This window comes from Sporomusa sp. (assembly GCF_035561255.1).
GTDB lineage: Bacteria > Bacillota > Negativicutes > Sporomusales > Sporomusaceae > Sporomusa.
In genome coordinates, this window is record NZ_DATMXX010000055.1 from 1 (window position 1) to 14301 (window position 14301).

The following is a 14301-nucleotide window of genomic DNA, read 5'->3' on the forward strand; positions in this document are numbered from 1 at the left end:
ATTATCGTATTCGCTATTATTCATTTTATTCCTGCACACTCTATTGAGAAGAAAACACGGCTTTCGAGAGGAAACTTGCCGATATTTAAACAATCCTGACAATATCGCCACCGCTCTAGACAAAGCCATGATTGTTATCTACGAGGAGCACGTCGAAGTGTTCCTCGTCCTTTTTGTACATATGAATGGTGGCGGCGATCCGTATCATTGTTAACGGCGAAAAATCTTTGAACTTATGCAAATGAGGGTTTAAAGTGATGTCTTTGGCAACATTTATGCTGTAACCGGCGATGGTTACAGCTATGAGCAACTCGTGACTCAGTACTTTCGCCACGGCCAGGCCGGTTGGTTAAATAACCGGTTACGGAAAAACTGCCATAGTTCTTTGAAGGCTGCCTGAATATTGTCGGCACTGCGCCCTAATGCCCGAAAACAATAGGCCTGGCTGGTAAGTTTAGTACCGGCCAGCAGTACACTGTATTTGCCGGCTATTTTCTCAAGATAACCTTCTTCCTCTTCAGTATTTCGCTGCAGCAGTTGGCCTATTGCCTGTTCGGCATTAGGGTCAATGGTCCAAAAAGTACCGGTATGCGTATAACCATGTACCAGGCCAAGAGGATTGTGCCAGGACTGCAACTCAGAAGGAATACTTGAGGGCTCAAGTACAAACCGGTCGCTGAAAATTAACTCCCGGTCAATATAGACATTGGTCTGCTGATCCAGTTTATGATAGGCAAAAAGCTCCTGGCGAGCGACACGGCCGGGGGCATTAATTTCCCAAAACAGTGCCGAGGCCTTGCTTGAAACCAAGATGTTGGTTCTGCTTAGCAGACAGCTTTCTGCAAAGGGAATGACCACATCCGGCAGATACTCCAGCCTTGCCCCAGCCTCTACGCGGATTGTCGTAAACTGCCGGGAAAAGTTGCGTTGTGGGGAGCGAAAAACCTTGGTAGCCCCCTGGCCCAGAACGACAGCTTGCGCCCCTTCTTTAACACACAGATAAATAGTATGCTGGTCTCCCTGGAGAAGACCAGCAGCAGGATTCATGATAAAAAAACTTACCGTCTGTTGACTGACAGGATAAAGCGGGCTGGAGACACGCAGCGGCATCCGCTGCCGCAGGGAACTAATCACGCTGCGCCCATTTACTAAAGATACCTCGGCCTGAATAACGCCCTGTTTTAACCTGGCCAGCATCAGGCAATATCCGTCATAATGACATTATGACGAATCCAGGACAAAACTTCAGCAAGGCCTTCTTCGGTCTTTAAGTTTGTAAACAAAAACGGTCTCTCGCCGCGCATGCGGCGAGAATCGCCGGCCATAACTTCCAGACTGGCACCAACATACGGGGCCAAATCAATTTTATTAATAATCAGCAGGTCTGAGCGGGTAATGCCCGGGCCACCTTTGCGGGGAATCTTTTCCCCTTGCGCTACATCAATAATGTAGATGGCCACATCAACTAGTTCCGGACTAAAGGTTGCCGCCAGATTATCACCGCCGCTTTCTACAAAAATAATCTCCAGGCCGGGATGGCGCTCCAGTAAAGCTTCGATTGCTTCAAGATTCATGGAAGCATCTTCCCGTATGGCCGTGTGGGGACAGCCGCCTGTCTCGACACCAATAATCCGGTCAGGGGGCAAAATGCCGTTACGACAGAGAAACTGAGCATCTTCCTTGGTAAAAATATCGTTGGTTATAACCGCTAAGCTAAACTCCGCCGCCAGGTAACGGGTTAATTTTTCAATCAGGGCCGTTTTTCCCGAACCTACCGGTCCGCCTACGCCAATGCGAATGGGTTTCATTTCCTCGGCCTCCTATGACATAAAGATTCGTGAATATAAACATTCATGCGCCATACCAGCCCAGTCAAAGGCCGGGGCGCTTCCGCCCCATTCCTGTTCTGTCGCCGCTAAAGCCCAGTTAATACACACCTCTACTAGTGGCTGGAGCTGAGCAATAACTTGCTGGCCGCCAGTCTGCCCCAGCGGAATGGCCCGTACGCCATTGGCAACTAACGAAACAACGGCAGCATGGGCATAGGCTGCCAGCAGCGGCTCAAGCTCGCTAGCCATCGAACCATAATGGCCAAATACAATGGCATGATGGCAACAAGGCAACATGCCGGCAGGCTGATACGCTTGGTCGATTTCACCTAAAATTTGTCTTAGCCGCTTACCCATTTTTACACTACCCTCCCGGCTCTCATAAGGTAGTTTCATGGCATGAAGCCGTTTATCTAAAACAATCAGCTTGTTCATATTCAGCGTCCGGGCTGCCTGCCAGGCAAGCCTGACCGCCAACAAATCAGTAACGCGCCAGGTATAGTAGAGATAGGTTGCCATATAGCTGGTCAAGTGTTGGCTGTTGTTAATATCACCACGTTGAATAAACGTTTCCAGCCCAAACGACTGCGTAAAACTTCCTGAAGGAAAAGCCGAATCGGCGAGCTGCATTAGCCTTAGTCTTGCTTGTAATGAATGCTGGCTGCTCATGGGGCAAAAGGCCGATTTTCCACTTGTGTTTCTAAACCCAATTTCTGCAGTTGAACCGCTAACACAGAATTATACGGTGTAATAATTGTTTCTGCCGTTATCTCGACCGGAGCATGCATGTTACCGATGGCATGAGCCGCCAGACCCATATTACGCATAGTGCCGACAGACACAACCAAAACAGCTTCGGCTTTAACTTCTACAATGATTACATGCTTACCCTCGCGATGCAAAATATCGCCGGGATGTAAATGTCCGTTCTCAAGCTGTATGCCGATTTCCCGGCCGACATCGGTAGTTTTACGCAAAATTCGTTTATGAAGCTCATCCCAGGACAGTATCACTCTTTCGATAGTAAAGTCCGTGTTTCCATGATGATGACCCAAATTTAACTCTGCCAGCTTGCCTACAACCTGATGAATAATCATAGCGACTTACTCCTTGTTACATTAGTTTCAATTTAGAATAGGAAATACCGCTGAGCCAAAGGCAATTCTGCCAGTGGTTCACAGACCAGCGCCTGGCCATCAGCGGTAACCTGATAGGTTTCCGGATCAACGGCAATATCGGGGGTTGCAAAGTTATGCTTCATATCCTGTTTGCCAATATTGCGGCAGTTACTAACAGGCACCAGTTGTTTCTCAAGTCTGAGCCGCTCTGATAACTTGAGCGCAGCGGCAGCCTGCGAAATAAAAGTAACTGCGCAACTGGCAATAGCCTTGCCAAAAGCAGCAAACATCGGGCGCTGAATGACCGGCTGGGGTGTAGGAATCGAAGCGTTAGCGTCACCCATCGCCGCATTCATGATCAAGCCGCCCTTAATAACCAGGGCTGGCTTCACCCCAAAAAACTTCGGCTGCCACAATACCAGGTCTGCCAGTTTTCCTTGCTCTACCGAACCGACAAGCTGACTGATACCGTGAGTTATGGCGGGATTAATGGTATATTTGCTGATATACCGTTTAATACGGTTGTTATCCTTATGCAAACCGTCGCCTGCTAACGCTCCCCGCTGCAGCTTCATCTTATGGGCTGTCTGCCATGTCCGGATTATAACCTCACCGACCCGCCCCATAGCCTGGGAATCTGAAGACATCATGGAAATAACCCCCAGGTCGTGCAGGATATCTTCGGCAGCAATTGTTTCCGGGCGAATGCGCGAATCAGCGAAAGCAACGTCTTCCGGAACATTGCGGTCCAGATGGTGACAGACCATCAGCATATCTAAGTGTTCTTCCAGGGTATTCAGGGTAAACGGTCTGGTAGGATTGGTGGAAGACGGCAGGACGTTCGGCAGTGAAGCTACCTTAATAATGTCTGGTGCATGGCCGCCGCCGGCGCCTTCGGTGTGGAAGGTATGGATCGTCCGGCCGGCAATGGCCGTAATGGTATCTTCGACAAAGCCGGCTTCATTGAGCGTGTCGGTATGAATGGCAACCTGAACATCAAACTCATCAGCCACCTTAAGACAACAGTCAATGGCTGCCGGAGTAGAACCCCAGTCTTCGTGTAATTTGAGCCCGATTGCCCCGGCTTTAACCTGGGCGACTAAGGCCTCAGGACACGAATTGTTTCCTTTACCAAAAAAGCCAAGATTGATGGGAAAAGCTTCTGCCGCCTGCAGCATGCGGTACATATTCCATTCACCGGGTGTACAGGTGGTAGCATTGGTGCCTGCTGCCGGACCGGTACCACCACCCAGCATAGTTGTAATGCCTGAGGAAATGGCTGCTTCGATTTGCTGGGGGCAAATGAAGTGAATGTGCGAGTCTATGCCGCCGGCGGTAACGATGTAATTCTCCCCGGCAATAACCTCTGTGCCGGCGCCGATGGGAAGGCTGACACCAGCCATGGTTTTCGGATTACCGGCTTGACCGAGCCCGTAAATCCGGCCGTCTTTAATGCCGATATCGGCCTTGATAATCCCCCAATGATCAATAATCACCGCGTTGGTGATAACAAGGTCCATGGCTTCGGCAAGAGCCTCCGGGTCCTGGCCCATACCGTCGCGGATAACCTTGCCGCCGCCAAATTTGGCTTCATCGCCCGGTTTTGTCAGGTCTTTTTCAATTTCAGCCCATAGCTCAGTATCAGCTAGTCTGATTTTATCCCCTGTAGTCGGTCCATACATATCGGCATGCTGCCGTCTTGTCATGGTTAAACTCACGCTAGTCCCCCCTTAGCTCTTAGCACAAGCTATTTTATAAATCCCTTTTCTCTGGCCTTGTCAATGCATTGCTGCTTATCGGCCGATCCTGCTGTTAAGTTATTGGCACCATACCAGGGACCTGTACCGGAAAATTGGACAAGCTCAACGGTGCGGCTCTCACCAGGCTCGAAACGCACAGCTGTTCCCGAAGGAATATTAAGCCGCATCCCCCAGACCATAGTTCGATCAAATTCCAAGTACCTGTTGACCTCAAAAAAATGAAAGTGAGAACCGACCTGGATGGGCCGGTCACCGGTATTTTCTACTATTATTCTATCAATTGCCAGATTACAGTTGGCGCTAATATCCTCATTTGCCAATATCAGTTCACCCGGTATCATAATTAAGTCCTCCTTGCTAAGCGAATCGGATGATGCACGGTAACCAATTTGGTGCCATCGGGAAAAGTTCCCTCGATCTGAATTTCATCAACCATCTCCGGCACGCCTTCCATAACCTGCTCATACCCTAATATGGCAGTTCCCATTGCCATAAGCTCGGCCACACTATAACCATCGCGAATGCGCTCAAGCAACTCGGCAGTTATCAAGGCTACAGCCTCAGGATAATTGAGCTTCAGGCCCCGGTTCAGCCGTTCCCGCGCCACCTGCCCGGCAACATATATTAATAGTTTATCTTTTTCCATCGGACTCAGATGCATTGTCTAACCCCCTGCCAGCAAATTCACTAAACAGCCATTCGCTTTTGAATCTCTTCCTGATTGATCTCCTTGGTCAAACCCTCGGCAACAATCTGCCCTTTCTCCATGACATAATAGTAGTCGGCAACATCCATGATAAATTCAAGATACTGTTCAACAATCAGAATAGTAATATTTCCTTCTTGCCTTAACTGCTTAATTACTCTGCCAATATCCTTGATAACCGACGGCTGAATCCCTTCAGTAGGCTCGTCTAAAATAAGCAGTTTGGGCTTGGACACCAGGGCTCTGGCAATAGCTAACTGCTGCTGTTGGCCGCCGCTTAAGTCGCCGCCTTTTCTTGCGAGCATGTTTTTTAATACAGGAAACAAACCGAATATTTTATCGCTGATTTCCCCTTTACTTGCAGCCATGCCCAAGCCTAGCTGCAAATTTTCAGCTACAGTCAACTGGGGAAAGATATCCCGTCCCTGCGGTACATAACCAATGCCCCGCCTGGCTCGCAGGTAAGTAGGGTCACTAATAATTTCCTTGCCGTCAAAAACAATACTTCCTTGCGGAGTATTCACCAGACCCAGCAAGCTTTTAAGAAAGGTTGACTTGCCAACCCCGTTTCTGCCGAGGAGACAAACAACTTTCCCCGGCGCTACCTCGAGATTTACTTTGTCTAAAATGGTACTTTCGCCATAACACGCCACTAAATTTTTTACACTAAGCATCATGCTCGCCACCTCGCCCAAGATAGACGTCAATGACTTTGGGATTGTTTTGTACATCGAAGACACTGCCTTCATCCAGCACTGCGCCTTCATGCAGCACCGTGACCTTAGTGGCAAAGTCTCTGACAAACTGCATATCATGCTCAACAACAATAACAGTGCAGTCCTGACAAATCTTTTTTAGCAATTCTCCCGTTTTCTCTGTCTCGCTTCTTCCCATGCCGGCAACAGGTTCATCCAGCAGCATCAGCTTGGGCTGTTGTGCCAGCAGCATGCCGATTTCCAGCCACTGCTTTTCACCATGGGACAGGGCTGATGCCTCCCTGCGGCGCTTTTCATACAACCCAATGGTATTCAGGATATCGTCATTACACTCTTGCTGGGCTTTACTCATACCGGCGAAAAGCGATGAATACAGCGAGCGGTCTTTGACCACGGCCAGCTCCATATTTTCATCTACAGTAAGACTGGTAAATACCGACGGAACTTGAAACTTGCGGCCAATACCAATGTTAACAATCTCATGTTCAGCATATCTTGTCACATCAAGTTTTCCTTTGAACAAAACCTGGCCGTCTACAGGCTTGACCCTCCCGCAAATGGCATCAAGCAAAGTCGTTTTACCTGCACCGTTAGGGCCAATGAAAAATCGTATTTCCCCTTGAGCAATCTCGGTATTTACACTATTGACTGCCTTGAAGCCATCAAAACTAACAGTCAAATTATCAATTTGTAAAATTGCCTCCATTTGACTTACCACCTTTCACTGCTACGCAGCTTCACTGGGTTTAACATCCTTACTGCCGTGTATCCTTAACCGGCGGGCAAACTTCCTTACCAGACCGACAATGCCTTCCGGCATAAACAAAACGACAGCCACAAAAGCCACGCCAATAAAGTACGACCACACATCAGGGAAACTTTCACTTACACCGCTCTTTAGGGCATTGACAAGGATGGCTCCGATTACCGCCCCGACTAGCGTCCCCCTGCCGCCGATCGCTACCCAGATAATCATTTCGATAGAAGGAACGATACCCATTTCAGCCGGAGAAATAATACCCACCTGGGGTACAAAGATGGCACCTGCCAAACCGGCAAACGCGGCTGAAAGACAATAAACAAAAATCTTATAGGCAGCCGGATTATACCCGGAGAATCTGACCCTATTTTCACCGTCACGAATGGCTATCAGTATTTTGCCGATCCGGCGGCCCACCAGCACCCGGCATAGATAGTAGGTCAAACCAAGCAAACCTACCGCCACATAATAAAGCACCAGCTTGGTAGTATCATTCGCTAACGGAAAACCCATTATGCTTTTGTAGTTTGTTAAGCCGTTTGTACCGCCGGTATAGGCTTGCTGGCCAACAAAAAGTACGACAAAGATAATGGCTAACGCTTGTGACAGTATGGAAAAATACACGCCTTGAATCCGGTTTTTAAATGTTAAATAGCCGATTACCAAGGCGACCACTGTTGGAATCAGGATTGCTAAGACCATGGCTGCCGCCCCGTTGGCAAAAGGCTGCCAAAACCATGGCAAAACCTCAAGGCCGCTCCAGGACATAAAGTCGGGTAGTTTACCTTTTGCGGCTTCCATTTTTAAATACATGGCCATAGCATAGGCCCCCAGGCCGAAATATACCCCGTGGCCGAGACTTAAGATCCCTGTATAACCCCAGATTAAATCTAGCCCAATGGCCAAAATAGCGTAGGCAACAAACTTTCCCAGCAGATTGGTTCTGAACTCTGACAAAAATAAAGGTGCCAGAACCAAGCCGATAAGGATCGCAATAAAAACCATTTCTTCTTTGGATTTAATCTTATGTAAAAGGTTCAAAGGTAGCCCTCCTTCCTTTGCTTGCTTAATCTAACGAGCGGCTGTTTATCGTAAACAGCCCTTTGGGCCTCCACTGTAAGAATAAAATAACCAGGGTAAAAACTAACACTTTCCCTAATGAGGTATTAGTAAAAAACTCAAATGTGGTATTCGCGGTGCCGATTACCAGTCCGCCGGCAATCGTACCAAGCAATGTACCTACACCGCCAAGCACAACAACCATAAAAGTATCCACAATATAATAAGTGCCAATCGTAGAACCAACCGAACCCAGTAAGGTTAAGGCACAGCCGGCAATACCGGCAATTCCTGAGCCGACAGCAAACGTATAAGCGTCAACCAGCCGGGTATTAATACCAAGGCTTGCCGCCATTTCTCTGTTTTGCATAACCGCTCTTATCCGTATACCATATTTACTTTTATACAAAAGAACGAACACCCCAATAATACAGGCAATAACTAAGGCAATAATAAAAAGCCGTTTATAAGGAAACTGCAGGCCTTGAGAGATTAATAAAGCCCCATCTAACCAACCTGGGCTTTTTACATCGACATTAGGCGCACCAAAAATACTTCTGGCTAATTGCTGAAGAACCAGACTTATCCCCCAGGTGGCTAACATACTATCTAAAGGTCTGCCGTAAAGATGTTTAATCACCACACATTCGAGCAGGAAACCCATCGCTCCGGCGATAAGAAAAGCCACGGGGATGGCGGCAACAAAATAGTAACCAAAGAGACTTTTATCAACATAGTGCAAAAAAATATTCTGAATAACATACGTTGCATAGGCGCCGATCATGATGAATTCACCATGGGCCATATTAATCACTTTCATTAAGCCGAAGGTAATGGCCAGCCCCAGGGCGGCCAGCATATATATTGAACTGACGCTAATGCCGTTAAAAAGCTGCAAGATATACGTTTCCATCTGCCCACCACCTTATTTTAGCCGTCAGGCGATGCAAGGCCAGTCAGCCGCTGCACCGCCTTGACTGCATACATTGTACAGGTACTAGTTACTTATCCCTTTGGCCCAGTCATAGGTCTTAAGATAGGGGTCAGGTCTTACTGTCTTGCCCGTACTCCAGATTTCTTTAATCAAACCATCGGCGGTAACTTCACCAATTCTAACCGGTTTCCAGATATGCTGATTCTCACCCTCGATTTTTACAAGTCCTTCCGGCGCTTTAAACTCAATGCCTTTTGCTGCCTCTTTTACTTTTTCAATATCGGTTGTCCCTGCTTTTTTAACAGCTTCGGCCCATAAATATACGGCAATATAAGCGGCTTCGATCGGATCATCGGTTACCCGGTCGGCCCCGTATTTGGCCTTGTACTTTTTCACAAACTCCTTGTTTTCCGGAGTATCAGTGGTTTGATAATAGTTCCAGGAAACCAGATGGCCTTGCATATTGGCGGCACCAATCCCGCGAACTTCTTCTTCAGCCACGCTTACCGAACAGGTTGTAAGGTCTTTAGCCGTAATGCCGGCATCTTTAAGCTGTTTAAAGAAAGCAACATTGCTGTCACCATTTAGCGTATTGAAAACAACATCCGGTTTCGAAGCCTTTATTTTGTTGATAATTGTGCTGTAATCCGTATGTCCCAGAGGGGTGTATTCTTCGGCAATTAATTCGCCGCCCATGGCTTTTAGTTGTTCCTTGATGATTTTGTTGGCTGTGCGGGGAAATACATAGTCAGAACCTAATAAGAACATCTTTTTACCTTTGTTTTGCAGCAGCCATTCTACAGCCGGAACGATTTGCTGATTGGGAGCAGCCCCGGTGTAGAAGATATTAGGCGATGCCTCCATGCCCTCATATTGGACCGGATACCAAAGCAGCCCTTTATTCTCCTCGAATACCGGCAGTACAGCCTTCCGGCTTGCTGATGTCCAGCAGCCAAACACCGTCGCAACCTTATCTTGTTGAATCAATTTTTTCGCTTTTTCTGCGAACGTAGTCCAGTTAGACGCACCGTCTTCAATTACCGGTTCAATTTTTTTACCTAATAAACCGCCGGCAGCGTTAATTTCTTCGATCGCCATCAGTTCTGCATCCTTAACCGATACTTCACTAATCGCCATTGTCCCGCTGAGTGAATGCAGAATACCTACTTTAATTGTCTCGCTTGCCGGGGACGCCGCTTGTTTAGCGGGCTGGCTGGAAGAACAGCCTGTAAGTACTACGCTTGCAGTTAGCGTCACCGCTAAGACAGCAGCAAGACGCTTCTTTAACTTTTGCAAAACACCATTTGTCATGGATTTTCCACCTTTCGTTCCTTGTTCATTACTGCAACACCGCATCGGCCGTTAACGGTGCTGACAAAGTTCCATAGCGCTACAGTCCAAACAGAAAAGCGCTGCAAGAAGGGACATATCCTTAAGAGGATATTGTCTTCTCACAGCGCCTGTGCTGGTTGGATTACTTTTCTATTGATGCTATTTTACAATGTTTACGCATCAAGGAGAACAGTAAAATCCCGCTATTTTCCCTCAAAAAACTGAAAAGAAAACTTTTTTATATTCCAGCGGCGTATGTCCTGTGTAATTTTTAAACAGACGACAAAAATAGTCCGGACTGCTATAACCAAGCTTTTCACTTATTTCATAATTTTTATACTTGCCTGTACCGAGCAGTTGTTTGGCATGCTCCATTTTGGCTTTTGTCACATAATCAATAAAATGAAACCCTGTTTTTTGCTTAAACATTTTGCTTAAATAATCTTTATGCAACTGCACTTCCTGGGCAACAACCTCAAGGGTGTTATTTTCTTCAATATGCTCCATAACATATTGGCAGGTTCTTCTGATAACACTATCGGTGTGATGGAGCTCATACTTCCTTATTACTTTGATCCTTAGCGAAATACAGGTAAGAAAACTGTCTTTAATACTCTCCAGCGAGTCATTTCGTACTATCTGATCTTGATATAGTGTTCTTTCAAAGTTGGGTAACCACGGGAACTGTTTGACTAGTTCCGCATTGACATTAGCAAGAATGATCTCCATTAATTGCCCCAATTTTAAGCTATCCCGCCCCAGCATTTCGGCTAAGTCGTTAAAGGTATCTTCTGCCGACACCAGCGCTGCCGCATTGCCTGTTAAGATATATGTTATGATTTCTTTTTCCTTATTTACTGGATAATGGATTGCGAGGCTCTCTTCGATCAGTCTTTGCTCCTCCTGTATTTTTCTCCGGTTGCTTTCTTTTTCTTGCAGACAGTGTTTAACCCGTTCCAATACTTCGCAAAGGGCTGCATCATCAACAGGTTTTGTTACATAGTCAAATACCCCAAGCCTTATGGCTTGTTTAGCATACTTAAAGTCACTGTGGGTGCTGAGAAAAATCATACAAATATCGATATGCACACATTTTAGTTCGTTCAAAAACTCGATGCCATCCATTCCCGGCATCTTAATGTCGGTAATGACCAGATCAAAGCTCTCATTAGTGAGCATTTTTAAAGCTTCTTTACCATCACTGGCCTCACCGGCAATAGCAAACCCATATGTCTTCCATTTGTCGAAACGCTTAAGAATATAGCGAGCAGTCTTATCATCGTCGACGAGCAGAACTTTATACATGTTTTCTTCCTCCGGGCGGACTGATTTTTTACTCTTGGTCGAGAATGGCCTTAAGCTGGTTATACGCTTCATCAAAATCATAAGCCTGTATCGTATTGCGAATTTGCCAATACGCATCACTGCCCATACCTGTCTGGAGAATAGCTTGCGATTGCTCAAACAGGCTACAGGCCTCGGCATCGCCTGCTTCAAGCAACTGCACTATTTTATCGAGAATGTCGCGGATATCAATACCTTGACCAATCACCATTGTATTTTCTACCAGTTCAGTAATGCCAGCCTCATATTCAATTGTAAAAAGACAGGTTTCCTCCAAGACAATTGCCAGATTTTCTATTTCCAAGCGTAGCACCTGATCATTTTCTTGCTCTAATGCCTGTTCTACCTGGCAGCAAACTTGGGTTAACCTGTTGGCGCCAATGTTGGCAGCCGTGCCTTTAAGTGTATGCAATAACAGCTTAGCGCCGTCAAAGTCGCCTTTTGCTATTTGCGTTTCAATTGTGCCGGCATCCTCGCCATGGCCTAAAAAACGCTTCAGCAACTGTTTATAGGCAGACTTTTTGCCGCCTAACCGCGTAACAGCACTTGTAACATCCAGGCACTCATCGTTGTTAGACTGATCGAAAACTGTTTCTGCTACAGACCCAGACGCCTGCGGCAAAAAAAGATACTCTTTGAGAACCTCAATCAACTTTGCAACTTCCAATGGTTTGGTCAGATAGCCGCTAAAGCCGGCCTGTCTGGCTTGCTCCGCTACTCCCTGGACAGCATCTGCGGATAAAGCCACAAGCGGCGGACATTTTTCCCCTGTGGCGGCTATGATCCGGCGTGCCGTTTCATAGCCATCCATTTCCGGCATCCGTATATCCAGCAAAATGGCGTCATAAGTTGCCTGGCCTATCCATTCCAGCGCCATTCTCCCACTCGGAACGGTGTCGACAGTGAAACCAAAAGTTTCAAGAATTTCCTTGGTCATCTGCAGATTAATCAGATTATCTTCAACAAGCAAAATTCGTTTTTTGATCATGATCTTATTATTATTTTCAGCATCTGTCCGGTGACAGGAAAGCTTGTCAACCGCTGCCAGCGGCACAGAAAAACTAAAACATGATCCTTGGTCAACATCACTGTGAATAGTAATGCTTCCGGACATAAGCTCAACCATTTTCCGGGAAATAGCCAGCCCTAACCCTGTACCTCCATATTTTCTTGAGGTCGAGGCATCCCCTTGCGTAAAAGCATTAAACAGCCGCTGCTGCTGCTCTGGACTGATCCCAATCCCTGTATCGGTTACTTTGACGCCAAGTACAATATGATCGTGATCGCCCTTGTTTCCAATAAGTTCTAAAAAAACCCCAATACTGCCATGATGAGTAAATTTAACGCTGTTAGAAAGCAAATTCAGAATAACTTGCTTAAACTTTACCATATCGCCCTTTACATACCTTGGTACATCAGACTGAATTTCACGGTTAAAAATCAGGCCCTTCTTCCTGGCTTCTACCTCTACCATACTGCAGAGTTCCATAACAGTATCATAAAGATCAAACTCCACTGCTTCCAAGGTCATCCGCTGCGCCTCTATCTTGGAAAAATCAAGAATTTCGCTAATAATTGCCAGCAGCCCTGTTGCGGCCTTACTTATATTTTCGATATATTCCTGCTGCTTGTGCGTAAGTGTTGTACTGCCAAGCAAGTAATTATAGCCGATAACCGTATTCAGCGGCGTACGGATTTCATGACTCATATGAGCAAGAAATTCGCTCTTGGCCTTGTTGGCCTGCTCGGCCTCTTCCTTGGCAGATTTCATCGATTTAAACAAATTATTAAAAGTGTCGGCAAGCAGGCGTAATTCCAGTGAGCCGTCAGGAACAAGCCTAAAATGTTCGTCATCAAGCGAAAAGCCTGTTAATACCTCATTATAATTTTGAATTGGGCGATTCACCTGGGTAAAAAACAGTCTTAACAGCGTAGCGACAGCACCGATAATAATGACTGCCAGGATGACCTGTAATAACGCGGCCTTCTCTGTTCTGTCGCGGGCAGCCGATAATTCGGCTTCCAACCGGGCATTCATAATATCTTGAAACTGAGCAATGGGCTGCATAATACCTCGCTTGTCTAAGTCATATTTATTGTCAAACATGATATCCCGTGCCCTGGCTAGTTTTTCATCGACACTTAATTTTTTATCTTTCTCGTTTAGTTGAAAGTTTGCAACCTCCGGCGGCATCTCGCTTTCATCTGCTCCTTGTGCTTCCAGGACAAGCCGCATCGACTCTTTTTCCGTTTCTACAAGAGCGTCGGAATTTTTCTTAGCTTCTGCCAGCAATTCCATTTCGGCGCTTGGTGAATTAAGCTCCCCCAACCGGGCGATAACATAATCCCTGGTTTTAGTCTGATTAATCTCCTCCCAGTATTTATACATATGGATAGCTTCTGTCGTGACAGCATACTTGCGGGCTTCATCTGTTAAATAGTCAGAAGCGGCCGCCAGGTTAATGCCTAACTGCTTAAATTCTGTCCGCCTTTTTTCTGCCGTCTGCTCATCTTGAATACTGATATTCATATAGATAACGCTACCCCCGAGCAGCAGCGCGATAAAAAGAAAAATCCCAAGCAGCAGGGCACTAAGCGTTGACTGCTTTATAATAAATCTTGACGACATGAATTCACCTTCCGCCACCGAAAATGCAAAAAGGCATAGTCGCAAGTTTGATTGCTCAAACGGCCACTATGCCATAAATTGCTTTTTTCTTTATTGTAATGCAAATAAATACAG

General features: G+C 46.5%; 15 protein-coding genes. All 15 read right to left on the reverse strand.

Going from position 1 to position 14301, the window contains the following annotated elements:
- Positions 1-115: 115 nt before the first annotated feature.
- A complete protein-coding gene (locus VN379_RS02960; RefSeq protein ID WP_325530631.1) occupies positions 116-334 on the reverse strand; it encodes a hypothetical protein in 219 nt (72 codons plus the stop codon).
- Entirely contained in the window at positions 319-1197 is an 879-nt protein-coding gene (locus VN379_RS02965) for an urease accessory protein UreD (RefSeq protein WP_325530632.1), read from the reverse strand. Before VN379_RS02965 ends, VN379_RS02960 begins: the two co-directional genes overlap by 16 nt.
- Positions 1197-1808 (reverse strand): urease accessory protein UreG, encoded by a 612-nt coding sequence (gene ureG, locus VN379_RS02970; protein ID WP_325530634.1) that lies wholly within the window; start codon positions 1806-1808, stop codon positions 1197-1199. The genes VN379_RS02965 and ureG overlap by 1 nt, the downstream gene beginning before the upstream one ends.
- 12 nt (positions 1809-1820) lie before the next feature.
- Positions 1821-2459, reverse strand: a complete 639-nt coding sequence (locus tag VN379_RS02975) for an urease accessory protein UreF (RefSeq protein ID WP_325530636.1) — start codon at positions 2457-2459, stop codon at positions 1821-1823.
- A 35-nt stretch (positions 2460-2494) separates the two neighbouring features.
- The gene (locus VN379_RS02980; RefSeq protein ID WP_325530638.1) at positions 2495-2926 is read right to left on the reverse strand and encodes an urease accessory protein UreE; all 432 of its coding nucleotides are present in this window, start codon (positions 2924-2926) and stop codon (positions 2495-2497) included.
- 32 nt (positions 2927-2958) lie between these two features.
- Positions 2959-4653, reverse strand: coding sequence for an urease subunit alpha (gene ureC, locus VN379_RS02985; RefSeq protein WP_414714948.1), 1695 nt, complete (start codon positions 4651-4653; stop codon positions 2959-2961).
- A 41-nt stretch (positions 4654-4694) separates the two neighbouring features.
- Positions 4695-5048 carry an urease subunit beta gene (ureB, locus tag VN379_RS02990; protein WP_325530642.1) on the reverse strand — a complete coding sequence of 118 codons (354 nt, stop codon included), beginning with the start codon at positions 5046-5048 and terminating at the stop codon, positions 4695-4697.
- Positions 5049-5050: 2 nt separating this feature from the next.
- Complete coding sequence (locus tag VN379_RS02995) at positions 5051-5368, reverse strand: urease subunit gamma (RefSeq protein WP_325530644.1); 318 nt, start codon at positions 5366-5368, stop codon at positions 5051-5053.
- A 26-nt stretch (positions 5369-5394) separates the two neighbouring features.
- Positions 5395-6090 (reverse strand): urea ABC transporter ATP-binding subunit UrtE, encoded by a 696-nt coding sequence (gene urtE / locus VN379_RS03000; protein ID WP_325530646.1) that lies wholly within the window; start codon positions 6088-6090, stop codon positions 5395-5397.
- A complete protein-coding gene (gene urtD, locus VN379_RS03005) occupies positions 6080-6835 on the reverse strand; it encodes an urea ABC transporter ATP-binding protein UrtD (protein WP_325530648.1) in 756 nt (251 codons plus the stop codon). The genes urtE and urtD overlap by 11 nt, the downstream gene beginning before the upstream one ends.
- Positions 6836-6856: 21 nt before the next feature.
- Positions 6857-7930 (reverse strand): urea ABC transporter permease subunit UrtC, encoded by a 1074-nt coding sequence (gene urtC, locus VN379_RS03010; protein ID WP_325530650.1) that lies wholly within the window; start codon positions 7928-7930, stop codon positions 6857-6859.
- 25 nt (positions 7931-7955) lie between these two features.
- On the reverse strand, positions 7956-8861 hold the full coding sequence (urtB, locus tag VN379_RS03015) for an urea ABC transporter permease subunit UrtB (protein ID WP_325530652.1): 906 nt from the start codon (positions 8859-8861) through the stop codon (positions 7956-7958).
- Between the two features lie 84 nt (positions 8862-8945).
- The gene (urtA, locus tag VN379_RS03020; protein WP_325530654.1) at positions 8946-10193 is read right to left on the reverse strand and encodes an urea ABC transporter substrate-binding protein; all 1248 of its coding nucleotides are present in this window, start codon (positions 10191-10193) and stop codon (positions 8946-8948) included.
- 234 nt (positions 10194-10427) lie between these two features.
- Positions 10428-11519: a response regulator transcription factor gene (locus VN379_RS03025; protein ID WP_325530656.1), complete on the reverse strand. Its 1092-nt coding sequence runs from the start codon at positions 11517-11519 to the stop codon at positions 10428-10430.
- A gap of 28 nt (positions 11520-11547) precedes the next feature.
- Positions 11548-14187 (reverse strand): ATP-binding protein, encoded by a 2640-nt coding sequence (locus VN379_RS03030; protein ID WP_325530658.1) that lies wholly within the window; start codon positions 14185-14187, stop codon positions 11548-11550.
- Positions 14188-14301 lie beyond the last annotated feature (114 nt).

What these genes read in the sequence shown, in the direction of transcription:
- VN379_RS02995 (WP_325530644.1), bottom strand. Translation starts at nt 5,368, where the DNA reads ATGCATCTGAGTCCGATGGAAAAAGATAAACTATTAATATATGTTGCC.
- urtE (WP_325530646.1), bottom strand. Translation starts at nt 6,090, where the DNA reads ATGATGCTTAGTGTAAAAAATTTAGTGGCGTGTTATGGCGAAAGTACC.
- urtB (WP_325530652.1), bottom strand. Translation starts at nt 8,861, where the DNA reads ATGGAAACGTATATCTTGCAGCTTTTTAACGGCATTAGCGTCAGTTCA.
- VN379_RS02980 (WP_325530638.1), bottom strand. Translation starts at nt 2,926, where the DNA reads ATGATTATTCATCAGGTTGTAGGCAAGCTGGCAGAGTTAAATTTGGGT.
- VN379_RS03025 (WP_325530656.1), bottom strand. Translation starts at nt 11,519, where the DNA reads ATGTATAAAGTTCTGCTCGTCGACGATGATAAGACTGCTCGCTATATT.
- urtA (WP_325530654.1), bottom strand. Translation starts at nt 10,193, where the DNA reads ATGACAAATGGTGTTTTGCAAAAGTTAAAGAAGCGTCTTGCTGCTGTC.
- ureC (WP_414714948.1), bottom strand. Translation starts at nt 4,653, where the DNA reads ATGACAAGACGGCAGCATGCCGATATGTATGGACCGACTACAGGGGAT.
- VN379_RS03030 (WP_325530658.1), bottom strand. Translation starts at nt 14,187, where the DNA reads ATGTCGTCAAGATTTATTATAAAGCAGTCAACGCTTAGTGCCCTGCTG.
- VN379_RS02965 (WP_325530632.1), bottom strand. Translation starts at nt 1,197, where the DNA reads ATGCTGGCCAGGTTAAAACAGGGCGTTATTCAGGCCGAGGTATCTTTA.
- ureB (WP_325530642.1), bottom strand. Translation starts at nt 5,048, where the DNA reads ATGATACCGGGTGAACTGATATTGGCAAATGAGGATATTAGCGCCAAC.
- VN379_RS02975 (WP_325530636.1), bottom strand. Translation starts at nt 2,459, where the DNA reads ATGCAGCTCGCCGATTCGGCTTTTCCTTCAGGAAGTTTTACGCAGTCG.
- urtD (WP_325530648.1), bottom strand. Translation starts at nt 6,835, where the DNA reads ATGGAGGCAATTTTACAAATTGATAATTTGACTGTTAGTTTTGATGGC.
- ureG (WP_325530634.1), bottom strand. Translation starts at nt 1,808, where the DNA reads ATGAAACCCATTCGCATTGGCGTAGGCGGACCGGTAGGTTCGGGAAAA.